The organism is Ferdinandcohnia salidurans, from assembly GCF_042680725.1.
Classification (GTDB): Bacteria; Bacillota; Bacilli; order Bacillales; family Bacillaceae_L; genus Ferdinandcohnia; species Ferdinandcohnia salidurans.
The window spans coordinates 329,660-344,181 of record NZ_JBHUEK010000010.1; the positions used below are offsets into that span (position 1 = coordinate 329,660).

The window sequence follows — 14,522 nt, forward strand, 5'->3', positions numbered from 1 at the left end:
AAGGATTTTTTTATAAAATCTTTACGTTTATTTTTTTGCTTACAATTATCTTCCACTCATAAACGAATATTTTTTTGCCAAATTGGAAAGAAATAGAGTCGTGAGAGGAGTGGAAAAATGTGTTTCGTTTAAACACAATGATAAGAAGAAGTGCAATGACATTCCTATTTGCATTAGCACTAATCACTACGTTCCAATCTTTTTCAGGAGTGCAGACGAAAGACCTTACAAACTGGATAGGCAACCAATTTCAAGAGAAATCGCAAGCAGTAGGAATTAAAAGTGTAGAATGGGTATCAAAATTTTTATTTTTTGCTAATGGAAATAAGGCGGTCTCAGCCTCTGGCTTAGAAACCACATTACCTATTGAAGAAGCCATTGATTTTTCCAAATACCCAACACAAACAGTTGTCGCGACTGGATATACGGCAGGTGTTGAATCAACAGGAAAGGATGCGAATCACCCATCCTATGGGATTACCTATTCAGGTGTTAAGGTGAAACGTGATTTGTATTCAACAATTGCAGCGGATTTAGATGTGTTTCCAATCGGAACAATTCTATTTATCCCCGACTACGGGTATGGAGTAGTCGCTGACAAAGGCGGAGCCATCAAAGGAAATAAAATAGATTTGTACTATGATACAGTTGATGATGTTTATAAAAAATGGGGGAAGAAAACCCTCGATGTTTATGTCATCAAGATGGGTGACGGAAGAATATCTGAAGAAGAAATCGCCGCAATGAATGAGGATAAGTCCATGCAAGTATTCCGGCAACAAATTTTAGGTGAAAAAAGTTAAAGGCTAATCATAAAGATTAGCCCGTTTTGTATTTTAAAGGATATGAAGTAATAAAGTTAATAAGACCCCAGTTAATCCACCAAAAAATACCTCGATAGGTTTATGACCTAATAATTCCTTTAATTCCTTTCTTTTGCTATCTTCATCAAGCTTTGGCCATAGTTTTGCATCCTCTGCAAACTTTTGAAAATCTGCAACAAGCTGATTGAGAACTGTCGCTTGTTCACCAGCATGTCTACGAACACCAGAAGCATCGAACATCACAATGACAGCAAACACTGTTGCTATTGCGAAGAAAGGGGAATCTACGCCTTGTTCTAGGGCAATACCAGTCGTTAACGCAGTAACGGCAGCTGAATGGGAGCTAGGCATCCCACCAGTACTCGTGACTAACGACCAATCAACTTTTTTTGTTACAAAAAAATGTAGAGGGACTTTAACAAATTGTGCAAATCCGATTGCAGCAAGTGCAGCCCAAAGGGGAAAATTCGTAAAAAGCTCCATGTAAACTTCTTCCTCTCGTAAACATCCATTTTCTATATTTGTTTTATATGTTCGAAATTTTTAGAAACGACATCTCATGTAAAACAAAGTTACTTTTTATCATTATAAAAGAATTTGGTTGCGCCTGCAAAATGAAATATTCACCGATTGTTGGAAGATGAAATTTAGTGTCTCGAAGTTTATAATAAAAAGGTAAAATATATTGGAGGTGTAACCATGTTTAACGTTAAAAATGAAGCACAAGTAATTGAAGCACATGAAGCATTACTACTCGGCCTTTTTTCAAAAAACCAAAAAACAACAGGTCTTACAAAAGAATTAGATCTCTTATTAGATGGACAAATTACAGAACTGTTAAAAGAAGGCGATATCCGGGCGGAGCAAAATACGGTTTCAAAAGTACATACATTAGGGAAGGCACCAATAAAAAGAGTTTATTTTTTAGGGCTTGGAAAAGAAGAAAAGCAAACTCTTGAATCTCTCAGAGAGGCGTTTGGGAAGGCTGTTAAAACAATCTCTGAAGCAAAGGTTGAAAGCTTTGCAGTAGGGTTGGATTCCTTTGTTACGAAGGAATTAGATGTACTAGATGTTGCTCATGCGTTCGGAGAAGCCCTTGCATTGTCTACATATAAATTTGCTGATTACAAGCAAAAGTCAAATGCACCAGAAAAGAAAATTGAAGAAGTCGTTGTTTATTCTAGTGGCGATACAGAAGAGATCCAAGCAAGTTTAACTGTCGGATATGCGTATGGACAAGGAACAAACTCTGCCAGAACTCTTGTGAATCTACCAGGAAATATGTTAACAGCTACCGATTTAGCGAATTATGCAGCAGAACTCGGAAAGAAATATGGATTTGAAGTGGAAATACTAGAAAAAGAGGATATGGAAAAGCTCGGAATGGGCGCCCTCTTAGCGGTTAATAAAGGTTCTGTAGAGCCTCCTAAAATGATTGTTCTTAAATATCAAGGGAAAGAGAACTGGGAAGATGTCATTGCACTAGTTGGAAAAGGAATTACCTTTGATACAGGTGGATACTCCATCAAGCCAAAAGACGGCATTGTAGGCATGAAATCAGATATGGGTGGAGCAGCTGCAGTTTTAGGAGCCATGGAGATCATCGGGGAACTAAGACCAGAAAAGAATGTTGTCGCTGTTATCCCATCAACAGATAATATGATTAGCGGTGATGCATTCAAGCCTGATGATGTAGTTACTTCTATGAATGGTAAAACGATTGAAATATTAAACACGGATGCAGAAGGTCGACTTGCATTAGCAGATGGCATCACCTATGCGAAGTTTCATGGAGCCTCTTATTTAGTAGATGTTGCGACATTAACAGGTGGAGTGATTGTCGCTTTAGGTAATGATATTACTGGTGCAATGACAAACAATGAAGCCTTTTTTGAAGAGGTATTAGAAGCATCCATCGAAGCTGGCGAACCCATTTGGCGTTTGCCGATCACAGAAAATCATAAGAAGCGTGTTCGAAAAAGCCAGGTTGCCGATTTAAATAATTCACCTGGTCGCGATGGACATGCGATTTTCGCTGGCACGTTCATAGGCGAATTCGCAGAAGATACACCATGGGTTCATCTAGATATCGCGGGAACAGCAACGACCACTTCAGCTCATAATCTAGGCCCAGCCGGTGCAACAGGGGTCATGGTCCGTACACTCGCAACCCTAGTAGAGCGTTTTGGTGAAACAGAAGAATAGATGATTGAGAAGTCTACCTTACGGGTAGGCTTCTTTTTATAGGACGACATATCACCAGATCGCAACGATAAATGGTAATAGTATATCGCAACCTGATTTATCGATATATCTTGCTGTATCACAACCCGATATGTGCTATACCGCAAACGGCATAATCGGAATATCCCTGTATCGCCAAACGATATGTGCTATACCGCAAACGTCGCAATCGGTATATCTCTATATCGCCAACCGATATGTGCTATACCGCAAAGGGCTTAATCAGTATATCTCTATATCGCCAACCGATATGTGCTATATCGCAAACGTCGTAATCGGTATATCTCTATATCGCCAACCGATATGTGCTATACCGCAAACGGCTTAATCGATATATCTCTATATCGCCAACCGATATGTGCTATACCGCAAACGGCGTAATCGGTATATCTCTATATCGCCAACCGATATGTGCTATACCGCAAACGGCGTAATCGGTATATCTCTATATCGCCAAACGATATGTGCTATACCCCAAAAAGCTTAATCGGTATATCTCTATATCGCCAAACGACAAACGCTATACCGCAAAGGGCTTAATCAGTATATCTCTATATCGCCAAACGATATGTGCTATACCGCAAACGGTTTAATCGGTATATCTATGTATCGCAAACCGATATGTACTATACCGCAAACCGCTTAATCGATATATCTCTATATCGCAACCCCGCGTATTTCTGTTTACCCTATGAACTCCCAATCCCAAGCAAACCGCATTGCACAAAATCTCAACCAACTTCTCCAAAAAAATACCATTGACGATTTCTAATATCATATGGTATTTTAGTTTAGTATTTTAATTCTCTACCAATTTAGCAAACTAAAGTATTTGAAAAATAATAACCATACTAGAAGGAGTTTTCACCATGAATGCAGTTGTTATAGCAGTTCTTGTCATGCTAATTCTAAGCTTATTTCGTATAAATGTTGTTATCGCTCTTGCCATAGGGGCAATTGTTGGGGGACTTACAGGTGGTCTCGATATTGCAACAACAGTATCCACATTCACAGAAGGTTTAGGTGGAAATGCTACAGTCGCATTAAGTTATGCACTACTTGGTAGTTTTGCAGTAGCTATTTCAAAAACAGGATTACCAGATGCGATGGTAGACCTTGCCATCAAACTTGTAGGGAAGCAAGGAGATAGTAAACGTAAAACCTATTCAAAGGTTTTAATTATCTTAATTATTCTAGCTATTTCTATTTCATCACAAAATATAGTACCTGTTCATATTGCTTTTATTCCTATTTTAATTCCACCTTTATTAAAGGTATTTAATGAACTCGAAATTGATCGTCGACTTATCGCTACTGTTATTACTTTTGGTCTAACAGCTCCATACATTGCGCTACCAGTTGGATTCGGTGAGATTTTCCACGGACTTCTGCAGCAATATATGCTAGATAGTGGGTTAGAAGTGGCGAAACGAGATATTCCAATTGCCATGTTGATTCCAACTGCAGGGATGGTAGTTGGTTTGCTTATAGCAGTTCTTTTTTCCTACCGCAAGCCAAAACAATATAAAACGATTGAGATTGCAAATGAGTCAGGTTCAGATGTCATCACTACTTATACGAAAAAGAGCATTAGCTTCGCGATACTTGCCGTGCTTGTTACTTTAGGTATACAGTTAACACTGTCACAAGTATTTGATGTGGACGGCATGATTTTTGGAGCATTAGCCGGAATAGCGGTTCTTTATTTCAGTGGCTCAATGAAAGTAAGTCAAGCTGACGAAGTCATAACAAGTGGTATGAAAATGATGGCATTCATTGGTTTCGTTATGATCACAGCTTCTGGGTTTGCATCTGTTATTAAAGAAACAGGGCATGTTGAGGCACTTGTTTCTCAATCTGCGGAATTAATCGGTGGAAATTTATCACTTGCTGCGTTAATGATGTTAATTGTAGGTCTTTTGATTACATTAGGGATTGGTTCATCATTTTCAACGATTCCGATCATCGCAACTATTTTTGTTCCATTATGTATGGAAGTTGGATTTAGCCCAATGGCGACAATTGCTCTTGTTGGAACTGCAGCAGCTCTAGGAGACGCTGGATCACCCGCATCAGATAGTACGCTAGGTCCAACCGCTGGATTAAACGTTGATGGTCAGCATAATCATATTTGGGACACTTGTGTACCAACATTTATACACTATAATATTCCACTCATTATTTTCGGCTGGATTGCAGCGATTATCTTATAAAAACTTACCCCCACGAACGTTCGTGGGGGTATTTCACTTATTTTGATAGATTTGTTGAAGAAGGATTCACAGAGTTTCTAGTAACTGCTCGATAAATTCTTGGTGAAATAAGTGCTGCGAAGATGGTAAAAGCAAGGTCCTTCACAATAAACCAAGCCATCACACTCCATGCAGCTCCATAGCTCATTTTAACCTCTAACCAAAAATTGAAAGCAAAGTACATATAGTTTGTACCAATGAAATAGTTCATAAAAAGACCAACAAATGCCGCAATCATAAACGTTTTTAAGGTTGGACTTCCCTTAGCATGCTCAACGATCTTTCCTGCGAAATAAGCTGTTGCAATGAACGATAAAATAAATCCACCCGTACCTCCGATGAGCGGAGATAGCCCTGCTTCAAATCCTGAAAAAACAGGTGCTCCAGCAATTCCAATTAACATATACACAGTCATAGAAATCGCACCTAATCGACTTCCGAGAAGAAGCCCAGCTAATACTGCAAAAAAGGTTTGCATCGTTAAAGGTACACCCGCAACCTGTAAAAACGGTACCATTGAGGTAATATTTGCACCGATTGCCATAAGCGCTGCAAACATCCCAACATATGTAATTTCGATTGCACGAATGCGTGGTTTTGATATTGCTGTCATTATGTGTTAACCTCCGTGTTTTTTAGTTAACAAAATCGTAAAACAAGATTCATTATATGTCAACAAAAAAAATCAGAAGTTAACAAATGAAAAGTGAAGTCATATGAATTCAATGACGTTGATAAAATATATGTAGATATGATTCTTCAAATCATCTCCAATTGTTATACTTAAAAAATTTTTTTACCGTTCAATATAAGAAAAAAGTGTCAAAAGGGATGTCCTTTAAATATAATGCCCATATCCGAAAATGTTGGGAGCGGTCGGAAATGAGTATTGGAATTGTATTAATGGGCCTTTTTGTCGGTTTTTTGGTCGGACTAACAGGTGTTGGTGGAGCGGCATTATTAACCCCATTCTTAATCTTAATTGGTATTAATCCACTAATTGCAGTTGGAACAGACTTTGTCTATAACTCAATTACGAAATTTTTTGGATCTGTACAGCATTTTCGGCAGAAAACAATCAATTTTAAGCTTGTAAAATATTTAGCTATAGGCAGTGTTCCAAGTGCAATCCTAGCTGTTACTACTTTGCATTTTGTTGGGGGAGATAAACTCCTGCAAGGGGAAATAGTAAAGCATGCCCTTGGATATGTTCTTATGATGGTTGCCATTGCGACCGTAATAAAAACCTTGTTCAGTTCTCGCTTTACAAGCAGCTCCTATAGTATAAAACCTATTGAAGATAAAGCAAAAGCAACCATTCTTTTAGGCGCCATCCTTGGTTTTATAGTAGGGTTAACCTCAGTTGGTTCTGGGTCGCTATTTGCCCTTGCCATGCTGCTATTTTACCAATTGCGTGCTTCGGAATTAGTTGGCACCGACATCGCACATGCGTTTATTTTAGTCACGGTAAGTAGTTTTTTTCACGTAGGTTTTGGAAATGTTGACTTTCTATTGGTTGCAAATTTACTTTGTGGTTCGATTCCAGGTGTAATCATTGGAAGTACCCTGTCTGCAAAGGTTCCTATGAAACCATTGCAAACCGTAATCGGTGTCATCATTTTTATAAGTGGTTTGAAGTTAATTTACTAACCCAAAAATGTGAATACATTGCTAACTATATTGCCTTGGTGTAAAATTACACTAAGGCTTTTGTGTGTACTAAATATAATAAGTAGCGTTACTTTTGAAATAGGTGATTGACATGGATAAAGAACAATTAACGAAATTGCTTTCCGAAAAAATGAAGCTTATCCGGACTGAAAAAGGATATACACAAGATAAAATGGCAGAAATCTTGGGGATCTCAAAAAAGACGTTGGTGCAAATTGAAAAAGGAAGAATCCAAGCAGGTTGGACATGTGTTGTCGCTGTTTGCGCATTATTTCGAGATAGTGAAATTATTCAAACGACGTTAGGCGGAGATCCTGTTGATGTCATTGAAATCGTTGGACGAAATGGGATTGACCGGGCTAAGGAACGTACAATGGGTGGAAAGCTTTGGTGGAAGGACCTTCAGGGGGAAGGGAAGTTTCGTCTTCAACAAAATGTGATTAGCCAGCATTATCGTATTTTGGACGAAGCTAATTTTCGATGGTATTCTTCGTTCGATAAAGAGGAAGCTTACAACAGACTAGTTGAACTTTCAACTGAATCAAATTAAAAACGGGGCAAACTACTTAGCCCCATTTTTCTTTTTCTTTGCTGTTTTACTCTTTGAATACGTAGATGAAGTTAAGTTGTTGTTTACTGCAGCTTCTTCGTTAAGTCGTTCTTTTTTAGCCATTTAACTTCCTCCATGTCATTCATTAATGGTCGATGGAAAAATCATCGTAGCGTTCATTTAGGTATTCATTTTCGCCTGTTGCGAAATTTATATTTCGAAGATCAAGCTCTGGGTCAAGCTGATTGACAAGCTGTTCTTCTTTGCTTTGTGTTAGTCTAAATAAGTCTCTATCTCTGTCTTTCATTGATTTTTACCTCCTCGTGTTTTTATCATGTCCTAAACAGAATAAATTTCATTCTATAAAATAAAAAAGAACGATAGGCAAATTTTTACCTTCGTTCCACAGTGGACTATTCATTTTTTACCGCCATCTTAATGCAATTGTTAACTGACTCGATTTAGTGCCGCCTACACTTGCTTCTAATTGAAGATTTAAACCATCAGGATTAAAGGTCGCTTTAACATTAGACTTAATTCCTGTTGATTTTAACAGTCGATCGACTTCCTTATCATTTGATGCCTGTGCAGCAGCCATTACCTGTTTTGCAAATTCTTTTGAATCAGCTAATTTAGCAAGCATTATGCTTGCATCCATCATTAGAATTCTCATTTCTTCTGCAGATTCCTTAAATAACGTCGGGTCAACTTCCGGTAATTTTCGATAATATGGGGCTGGATAATACGTCCTAGGGTCAGGAAACACGGAATGTCTTGTGATGTTAGAATAATATCCTGGATACAAAACCGTCCTTGGTGGTCCTTGATGCCCATAGATAAATGGATGATAGTACAACTCTAGACCTCCCTTATCAAAATTCCCTTACAATATATGTTAATTTTTCGATAAGGTGCTTTTTACCGTTGCTTCCGCTTTACTTCCGTTCAATGCCCAACATCTTTAACACAATTCCTTCCCACCTGTTCCAAGGAAGAACATTCTTTAGAAATATTGAGGACCTTACTCCTTTTCCCACAGGGTAGCGAAGTTTGGACAAGGAACCCTTTTGGGCAAGCTTTACAATGAACTGTGCAACCTCAAGAGGGTCACCATATGAATTTTGGCCTTTTTCAAGTCTTGCAAGGATTTTCTTCATCATATGATGATAGGGAGATGTGGATTGCAATGATTGTTCCGCTATCTTTGTTCCGCTGCTCCAAATATTCGTTTGGAATGAGCCAGGTTCAATTAGGGCAACGTCTATACCAAAAGGTCTTACTTCTAGCTGTAATGATTCAGACCATCCTTCTAAGGCGAATTTAGAGGCAACATAAGGAGATAGACCTGGAAACCCAATTTTCCCACTGATACTGCTAAGATTAATGATTTTTCCCGATCCTTGATGTCTCATATATGGGAGAACAAGTTTTGTAACTTCAATTAACCCGAAAAAATTGGTTTCAAATTGGGCTTTGTATTCATTCAGCGAAATTTCTTCGACAAACCCGCCTGTTGCAAATCCAGCGTTGTTCAATAGGATATCAATTCTCCCAAGCTTATCTAGAGTTCCCATAAAATCATGTAAGGACTTAGCATCCGTCACATCCAATTGACAAAAAAGAAGATTTTCTTCTAAAGTAGAATCATTTAATTTATGTAGTACATTTTTTTTCTTTTCTAAATCTCTCATTGTTGCTACAACAAAGTAGCCTTTTTTCAGAAACTCGATTGAACTTAAGAGTCCAAATCCACCTGAAGCACCAGTTATGATCACTATGGGTTTTTCCACACTTTTCTCTCCTTAATCCATTTAAAAAGGTTTCTAATATTATCCATTTAATCTTATAATAGAAAGAAGTGAGTATCTACAATTTAATATTTCAACCTGATAAGGCAGGGATAAGATGGACCTAAGTGAAATCGTGTCAATTATTCAGGAAAACGGATATATAGGACTTTATTTATGGTTGTGGGTGGGGGCTTTTATCATTCCAATCCCTAATGAAGTCATTGTTTCAACAATTGGATTTTTTGCTTCAGAGGATGTTTTTGTACCTTGGAGGATTTTTTTAGTTACATATGCAGGTATTCTAACAGCCGTCACTACCAGTTATATCTTTGGGCGCTTTGCAGGACATGCGATGGTTGTCCTCTTAAATAAACAAAATAAGATGAGAAAAAAGATTGACCGTGGATTATCTCTTATTGAAAAATACAATACGTTTGCGTTGGCTTTTTGTTACTTCGTACCAGGTTTTCGTATTCTATTTCCGTTCTTATTCGGTTTTAGTAAATTATCCTTCTTAAAATTTGCAACTACGCTGTACACAGCTATATTTGTATGGGTGTCCATCATTTTTTCTGTTGGGTATTTTGCAGGGGAAGAGTTCATAGACGGTTTTATTAAATATTACGATATTGTCATTGGTATAGCTGTTGCAGCATTGGTAGTATTTGTATTGGTTAAGATAAAAAAGACGCGAAAACTCCGGAAGCTTTCACATTGAGAGGATGTCCTAAAAATGAAAAAGCTATCTTTATTTCTAGTATTATCTATAATAGCTGGTTGTTCAGAGAAACAGCCCCTTGATGAACCTGTAAAGGAAACTGTTTCGAATCCGACTATTATTGCGACAAACCTTACCATTCCATGGATGATAACCAAAACAGACGGAACCTTTCTCATACCGGAACGTGTTGGGAGGTTGTCAGAAATTGAGGAAGCTACCGGGAAAGTAACGCCACAGCAGCTAAACCTTCAAAAAGAAATTGTACATCAAGGGGAGGGCGGCTTTTTAGGATTTACGCTTGCACTCGATTATGAGAACTCAAATCAGGCATTTTTGTATCATACATACCTGGAGAACGGAGGAATTTTAAATCGCGTGATTCTTGTCGAAAGAAACGATTCAACTTGGGAAGAAAAGTCAGTCTTACTTGAGGGAATCCCCGGTGGAAGAATTCATAATGGGGGTCGAATTAAAATTGGCCCAGATCAAAAACTTTATGTTACAGCAGGTGATGCAGGAGTTCCGGAAAACTCTCAAAACAAAACAAGCCTAGCAGGCAAAATCCTTCGAATGAACCTAGATGGCTCTATTCCGAATGACAATCCTTTTCCTAACTCCTATGTCTATTCATATGGTCATCGGAACCCTCAAGGGCTTGCATGGGATGAAAAAGGAACATTATACAGCACAGAACATGGACAAAGTGCACATGATGAGATTAATCTAATTGAACCGGGTAAAAACTACGGATGGCCTGTTATTGAAGGGGATGAGACTGAGGCTGGTATGATAACACCAATTTATCATACAGGCGAGGAAACATGGGCACCTTCTGGAATCGATTATGCAAATGGCAAGCTTTATATCGCCACATTACGGGGCACGAAAGTGAGAAGCTATGATGTTGAGTCAGGTAGAATTGACACGATTCTTGATATCAGTAGCCGAATGAGAGACGTGTACATAGAAGATAGTACCCTTTATACCATTACAAATAACACAGACGGACGCGGGAATCCAAAAGAAGATGATGACAAGCTTCTTTCAATCCCATTATCAGCAATTCGGAAATAAACGAGAACGAGGAGAAGAAGAATGGTAGAAAATTCGTTAATCAAGGCTTTAGGGATTACAATTGATGAGGTGACACCTGACCGAGTGACAGCGACTATGCCAGTTGATGAACGCACACGTCAGCCTTTTGGTGTTTTGCATGGTGGTGCATCTGTTGCGTTAGCGGAAACTGTTGCAAGTATAGGCACATACAATTTAGTAGATCGTGATACACAAGGTTGTGCAGGTCTTGAAATTAATGCGAACCATATTCGCGCAAAAAGGGATGGCATCGTAAAAGCAATCGGAACTCCCCTCCATAAAGGAAAAACAACAATGGTTTGGGATGTAAAAATAGTCGACGAAGAAGATAACCTAATCTGCGTATCACGCTGCACCACAGCAGTTATCAACTTGAAAAAATAAAGCCCAAAAAAGCGAGGACCTCAAGTGTCCTCGCTTTACTTTATTGACTCACTTTTTCTCTTTCTTTTTCTTTTACCTTTGAATGGTGCACCTTGTCTTTTAGGTCATCTTGGGAGCTTTTTTCCCAAAGTGGAACCTTTGTATTATAGGCAGCGCGGCTAATCAAATGTCCGGCAACTGGTGATGTCAGAAAGAGAAAGACGAATCCCAGAATCAACCTCGCATTCATATAGCCTTCAATGAGCCAGAAGTATAGAAACGTTCCAAGTAATATCGAAAGAACCCCTAATGTCCCACTTTTAGATACTGCATGGTTTCTTGTGTACACATCGGGTAAACGGAGAATTCCAATCGCACTTAATATGCTTAAAAGTGCTCCGAACAAAATAATGACTGCGAACAAAATTTTAAGCGTCTCGGTCATGTTCAATTACGACTCCTTTCTCAAGGAACTTCGAAAAGGCTACCGTGCCAACAAAGGCTACAATCGCAATCAGTAAGATGACCTCAAGGAATGAATTTGAGCGCAGAATGACTGAAATAATCGCTGTAATTCCAACTAAATTGACTCCAATTGCATCGAGTGCAATGACCTTGTCAGAAATCGAAGGTCCCTTAATCACACGGTATAAATAAGCAATTGTTGAAACCGATAAGAGGACAAGTGCAATATTAAGTATAATCTCAAACATTATCGGCTCACCTCCATAATTGCTTTTTCAAATGTACTTTTAATTGAATCTATTGCCTCATCCACATCTTGTAAATCCATGGCATGAACATAGATTAATTTTTTATCATCTGAAATATCCATTACCAATGTACCGGGAGTCAGCGTAATTAAATTTGAGAGGACCATGATTTCCCAGTCTTTTTCTAATTGAATCGGCAATGCAAAAATTCCAGGTTTGATATCAAGCTTTGGCTTTACAACTACCTTCATAATGGCGTAATTTGATAGAATTAATTCTCTAAAGAAAATGAAGATTAGTTTAATCACAGCCCACACATTATTGAGATAAAATCGGTGTGAGAAGGACCGACGTAAAACAAAGATGAGAAAAAGACCAATCAAATATCCGCCAAAAAAGGATCCAAAGTCATAAGAATTCGAGATAAACATCCACGAAACGGCAATAAAAATATTTAAAACCAATTGCAACAACATAATATCTACTCCTTTAAGACAGCCTGGACATAGATGGATGGGTCCGTTAAATCTTGAGCTGCTTGCGAGATATACGGATAGAACCATTCAGCACCAAATCCAAGTGCAATTGAGAGTGAAAGTAGAAGAGTGATTGGAAGTAGTAGTCCTTTTGTTGTTCCTTTTTCTTCTTCTTTCCTAAGCTTTGCTTCACCCCAGAAACCGTTAATGAAGATTTTCATTACCGAATAGAGGACTAGAAGACTTGAAATTAAAATTGCCGCAACCAGTGCATAATGCTCAGCAGCAAGGCTTCCTTTAACAATTAGAAGTTTGCCGACGAAACCACTAAATGGAGGAATACCTGCAAGTGAAATGGTTGCAATGAAGAACATCCAGCCTAAATATGGATGATGGTTGATTAAACCGCCCATTTTCTTTAAATTGCTTGTCCCCGTTATGACAATCATCGCTCCAACTAATAGGAAGAGGGCAGCTTTGATAATCATGTCATGAATTAAGTAGTAAATCGACCCAGTAAGTGATGTCGGTGTTAAGGTTGCAACACCTACTAAAATAACACCTACTGCTGTTAAGATATTGTAAATAATAATTTGTTTAACATCCCAGTATGCAACAGCTCCAATTACACCAACTAGAATTGTAAACCCTGCAAGGATTCCGATTAAGGTATGAGTAAAACCTGTATCGTGATAGAAAATAATCGTAAACGTTCGAATGATTGAATATACTCCAACCTTCGTTAATAACGCTCCAAATAGAGCTGTTATCGGTGTTGGTGGAGCATTATAAGAACCAGGCAACCAGAAAAATAGCGGGAAGATTGCACCTTTCAACCCGAATACGACTAAAAATAGGATTGAGATAACAGTCACAATACCTGGTTGTCCAAGTTCACTAATTTTTGCTGATAAATCAGCCATATTAACTGTTCCTGTTACTGCGTATAAATAGGCAACGGCAATAACAAAAAGGGCAGATGAGATCACGTTTACCAAGATGTACTTAATTGATTCACGTAATTGTGGCTTTGTCCCACCATGAACAATTAGGACATAAGAAGCCATTAGCATGACCTCGAAAAATACGAAGAGGTTGAAAAGATCTCCAGTTAAGAATGCACCTAGTACACCAACCATTAGGAATTGTACTGCCGCATAGTAGAAGAAAGCTTCTCTTTCTTTCCCGATATTCTTGAATGAATAGATTGTACACGCCAAGACTACAATACTGCCTGTAGTAACTAGTAGTGAAGCAAGCATATCGGCTACTAGTACTATTCCGAAAGGAGCGTCCCAGTCACCGAGGTTAAGAGTTTGAATCCCATTATGATAGACCTGATTAACAAGGCTCAATGACACAATGACAGTTAGAATTGTTGAGATTAAGCTGATAACTCTTGATGCTTTCGTATATTTATTTACAAAGATAAGTATGATTCCCGTCATGAGAGGAATCAATATTGGAAGGATTACAAAATTATTCATCGCTATCATTTCCCCTTAATTTATCCATGTTATCCGTTCCAAGCTCTTGATAGGAGCGATACGCAAGCACTAGAATAAACGATGTTACCCCAAAGCTAATTACGATCGCGGTTAAAATAAGGGCTTGTGGAAGTGGATCAACATATGCCTTCGTACCTTCTACTAAAATAGGAGCAGCTCCATGCTTTAACCCACCCATCGTTAAAATCAATAAATGGGCACCATGACTTAGCAAACCTGTCCCAATAATGACACGAATTAGACTTTTTGAAAGCATCATATATGTCGCTGCCGTAAACAAAATACCGATAACAATAGCCATTAAAATCTCCATAA

Annotated in this window: 18 protein-coding genes; 8 read left to right on the plus strand and 10 right to left on the minus strand. The window is 38.3% G+C overall.

Going from position 1 to position 14,522, the window contains the following annotated elements:
• Positions 1-119: 119 nt before the first annotated feature.
• Positions 120-803 carry a stationary phase survival protein SpsC gene (gene spsC, locus ACFSFW_RS08925; protein ID WP_388037315.1) on the plus strand — a complete coding sequence of 228 codons (684 nt, stop codon included), beginning with the start codon at positions 120-122 and terminating at the stop codon, positions 801-803.
• 33 nt (positions 804-836) lie between these two features.
• Here the strand turns inward: spsC and ACFSFW_RS08930 are convergent, their stop codons facing one another.
• Positions 837-1,307, minus strand: coding sequence for a divergent PAP2 family protein (locus ACFSFW_RS08930; protein WP_304215984.1), 471 nt, complete (start codon positions 1,305-1,307; stop codon positions 837-839).
• Positions 1,308-1,523: 216 nt separating this feature from the next.
• Between ACFSFW_RS08930 and ACFSFW_RS08935 the strand changes: the two genes are divergently transcribed.
• Both ACFSFW_RS08935 and ACFSFW_RS08940 read left to right on the plus strand, forming a co-directional pair.
• Positions 1,524-3,029 carry a leucyl aminopeptidase gene (locus tag ACFSFW_RS08935; RefSeq protein WP_388037318.1) on the plus strand — a complete coding sequence of 502 codons (1,506 nt, stop codon included), beginning with the start codon at positions 1,524-1,526 and terminating at the stop codon, positions 3,027-3,029.
• A 908-nt stretch (positions 3,030-3,937) separates the two neighbouring features.
• Positions 3,938-5,281 (plus strand): Na+/H+ antiporter family protein, encoded by a 1,344-nt coding sequence (locus tag ACFSFW_RS08940; RefSeq protein WP_388037320.1) that lies wholly within the window; start codon positions 3,938-3,940, stop codon positions 5,279-5,281.
• A 37-nt stretch (positions 5,282-5,318) separates the two neighbouring features.
• On the opposite strand, the gene ACFSFW_RS08945 is transcribed toward ACFSFW_RS08940, so the two are convergent.
• Entirely contained in the window at positions 5,319-5,933 is a 615-nt protein-coding gene (locus tag ACFSFW_RS08945; protein WP_388037323.1) for a biotin transporter BioY, read from the minus strand.
• A 269-nt stretch (positions 5,934-6,202) separates the two neighbouring features.
• Here ACFSFW_RS08945 and ACFSFW_RS08950 point away from each other — a divergent pair, with 269 nt between their 5' ends.
• Positions 6,203-6,970 carry a sulfite exporter TauE/SafE family protein gene (locus tag ACFSFW_RS08950; RefSeq protein WP_304215975.1) on the plus strand — a complete coding sequence of 256 codons (768 nt, stop codon included), beginning with the start codon at positions 6,203-6,205 and terminating at the stop codon, positions 6,968-6,970.
• Positions 6,971-7,082: 112 nt separating this feature from the next.
• Complete coding sequence (locus ACFSFW_RS08955; RefSeq protein ID WP_388037326.1) at positions 7,083-7,541, plus strand: helix-turn-helix domain-containing protein; 459 nt, start codon at positions 7,083-7,085, stop codon at positions 7,539-7,541.
• Positions 7,542-7,686: 145 nt separating this feature from the next.
• Here ACFSFW_RS08955 and ACFSFW_RS08960 read toward each other — a convergent pair whose 3' ends face one another.
• The 3 genes from ACFSFW_RS08960 to ACFSFW_RS08970 form a co-directional block, all read right to left on the minus strand.
• On the minus strand, positions 7,687-7,848 hold the full coding sequence (locus ACFSFW_RS08960) for a hypothetical protein (protein ID WP_304215971.1): 162 nt from the start codon (positions 7,846-7,848) through the stop codon (positions 7,687-7,689).
• A 117-nt stretch (positions 7,849-7,965) separates the two neighbouring features.
• Positions 7,966-8,397, minus strand: coding sequence for a YuzC family spore coat inner layer protein (locus ACFSFW_RS08965; RefSeq protein ID WP_388037330.1), 432 nt, complete (start codon positions 8,395-8,397; stop codon positions 7,966-7,968).
• Positions 8,398-8,476: 79 nt separating this feature from the next.
• Positions 8,477-9,331 carry an oxidoreductase gene (locus ACFSFW_RS08970; protein ID WP_388037333.1) on the minus strand — a complete coding sequence of 285 codons (855 nt, stop codon included), beginning with the start codon at positions 9,329-9,331 and terminating at the stop codon, positions 8,477-8,479.
• A 115-nt stretch (positions 9,332-9,446) separates the two neighbouring features.
• On the opposite strand from ACFSFW_RS08970, the gene ACFSFW_RS08975 reads away from it, so the two are divergent.
• The 3 genes from ACFSFW_RS08975 to ACFSFW_RS08985 are packed head-to-tail and all read left to right on the plus strand — an operon-like array spanning position 9,447 to position 11,531.
• Positions 9,447-10,049 (plus strand): DedA family protein, encoded by a 603-nt coding sequence (locus ACFSFW_RS08975; protein ID WP_388037336.1) that lies wholly within the window; start codon positions 9,447-9,449, stop codon positions 10,047-10,049.
• A 15-nt stretch (positions 10,050-10,064) separates the two neighbouring features.
• Entirely contained in the window at positions 10,065-11,126 is a 1,062-nt protein-coding gene (locus ACFSFW_RS08980) for a PQQ-dependent sugar dehydrogenase (RefSeq protein ID WP_388037339.1), read from the plus strand.
• A 21-nt stretch (positions 11,127-11,147) separates the two neighbouring features.
• Positions 11,148-11,531 carry a hotdog fold thioesterase gene (locus tag ACFSFW_RS08985; protein WP_388037341.1) on the plus strand — a complete coding sequence of 128 codons (384 nt, stop codon included), beginning with the start codon at positions 11,148-11,150 and terminating at the stop codon, positions 11,529-11,531.
• 40 nt (positions 11,532-11,571) lie between these two features.
• On the opposite strand, the gene mnhG is transcribed toward ACFSFW_RS08985, so the two are convergent.
• The 5 genes from mnhG to ACFSFW_RS09010 are packed head-to-tail and all read right to left on the minus strand — an operon-like array spanning position 11,572 to position 14,520.
• Positions 11,572-11,955: a monovalent cation/H(+) antiporter subunit G gene (mnhG, locus tag ACFSFW_RS08990; RefSeq protein ID WP_388037344.1), complete on the minus strand. Its 384-nt coding sequence runs from the start codon at positions 11,953-11,955 to the stop codon at positions 11,572-11,574.
• Positions 11,939-12,223 (minus strand): Na(+)/H(+) antiporter subunit F1, encoded by a 285-nt coding sequence (locus tag ACFSFW_RS08995; RefSeq protein ID WP_304215962.1) that lies wholly within the window; start codon positions 12,221-12,223, stop codon positions 11,939-11,941. Before ACFSFW_RS08995 ends, mnhG begins: the two co-directional genes overlap by 17 nt.
• On the minus strand, positions 12,223-12,699 hold the full coding sequence (locus ACFSFW_RS09000; protein WP_388037347.1) for a Na+/H+ antiporter subunit E: 477 nt from the start codon (positions 12,697-12,699) through the stop codon (positions 12,223-12,225). The genes ACFSFW_RS08995 and ACFSFW_RS09000 overlap by 1 nt, the downstream gene beginning before the upstream one ends.
• Positions 12,700-12,704: 5 nt before the next feature.
• A complete protein-coding gene (locus ACFSFW_RS09005) occupies positions 12,705-14,186 on the minus strand; it encodes a Na+/H+ antiporter subunit D (protein ID WP_304215960.1) in 1,482 nt (493 codons plus the stop codon).
• A complete protein-coding gene (locus ACFSFW_RS09010; protein ID WP_099361753.1) occupies positions 14,179-14,520 on the minus strand; it encodes a Na(+)/H(+) antiporter subunit C in 342 nt (113 codons plus the stop codon). Before ACFSFW_RS09010 ends, ACFSFW_RS09005 begins: the two co-directional genes overlap by 8 nt.
• Positions 14,521-14,522 lie beyond the last annotated feature (2 nt).

Excerpts from the sequence above, each read along its gene's own strand:
- ACFSFW_RS08930 (WP_304215984.1), bottom strand. The coding sequence starts at position 1,307 with ATGGAGCTTTTTACGAATTTTCCCCTTTGGGCTGCACTTGCTGCAATC.
- ACFSFW_RS08935 (WP_388037318.1), top strand. The coding sequence starts at position 1,524 with ATGTTTAACGTTAAAAATGAAGCACAAGTAATTGAAGCACATGAAGCA.
- ACFSFW_RS08940 (WP_388037320.1), top strand. The coding sequence starts at position 3,938 with ATGAATGCAGTTGTTATAGCAGTTCTTGTCATGCTAATTCTAAGCTTA.
- ACFSFW_RS08945 (WP_388037323.1), bottom strand. The coding sequence starts at position 5,933 with ATGACAGCAATATCAAAACCACGCATTCGTGCAATCGAAATTACATAT.
- ACFSFW_RS08950 (WP_304215975.1), top strand. The coding sequence starts at position 6,203 with ATGAGTATTGGAATTGTATTAATGGGCCTTTTTGTCGGTTTTTTGGTC.
- ACFSFW_RS08955 (WP_388037326.1), top strand. The coding sequence starts at position 7,083 with ATGGATAAAGAACAATTAACGAAATTGCTTTCCGAAAAAATGAAGCTT.
- ACFSFW_RS08960 (WP_304215971.1), bottom strand. The coding sequence starts at position 7,848 with ATGAAAGACAGAGATAGAGACTTATTTAGACTAACACAAAGCAAAGAA.
- ACFSFW_RS08975 (WP_388037336.1), top strand. The coding sequence starts at position 9,447 with ATGGACCTAAGTGAAATCGTGTCAATTATTCAGGAAAACGGATATATA.
- ACFSFW_RS08980 (WP_388037339.1), top strand. The coding sequence starts at position 10,065 with ATGAAAAAGCTATCTTTATTTCTAGTATTATCTATAATAGCTGGTTGT.
- ACFSFW_RS08985 (WP_388037341.1), top strand. The coding sequence starts at position 11,148 with ATGGTAGAAAATTCGTTAATCAAGGCTTTAGGGATTACAATTGATGAG.
- mnhG (WP_388037344.1), bottom strand. The coding sequence starts at position 11,955 with ATGACCGAGACGCTTAAAATTTTGTTCGCAGTCATTATTTTGTTCGGA.
- ACFSFW_RS08995 (WP_304215962.1), bottom strand. The coding sequence starts at position 12,223 with ATGTTTGAGATTATACTTAATATTGCACTTGTCCTCTTATCGGTTTCA.
- ACFSFW_RS09000 (WP_388037347.1), bottom strand. The coding sequence starts at position 12,699 with ATGTTGTTGCAATTGGTTTTAAATATTTTTATTGCCGTTTCGTGGATG.
- ACFSFW_RS09005 (WP_304215960.1), bottom strand. The coding sequence starts at position 14,186 with ATGAATAATTTTGTAATCCTTCCAATATTGATTCCTCTCATGACGGGA.
- ACFSFW_RS09010 (WP_099361753.1), bottom strand. The coding sequence starts at position 14,520 with ATGGAGATTTTAATGGCTATTGTTATCGGTATTTTGTTTACGGCAGCG.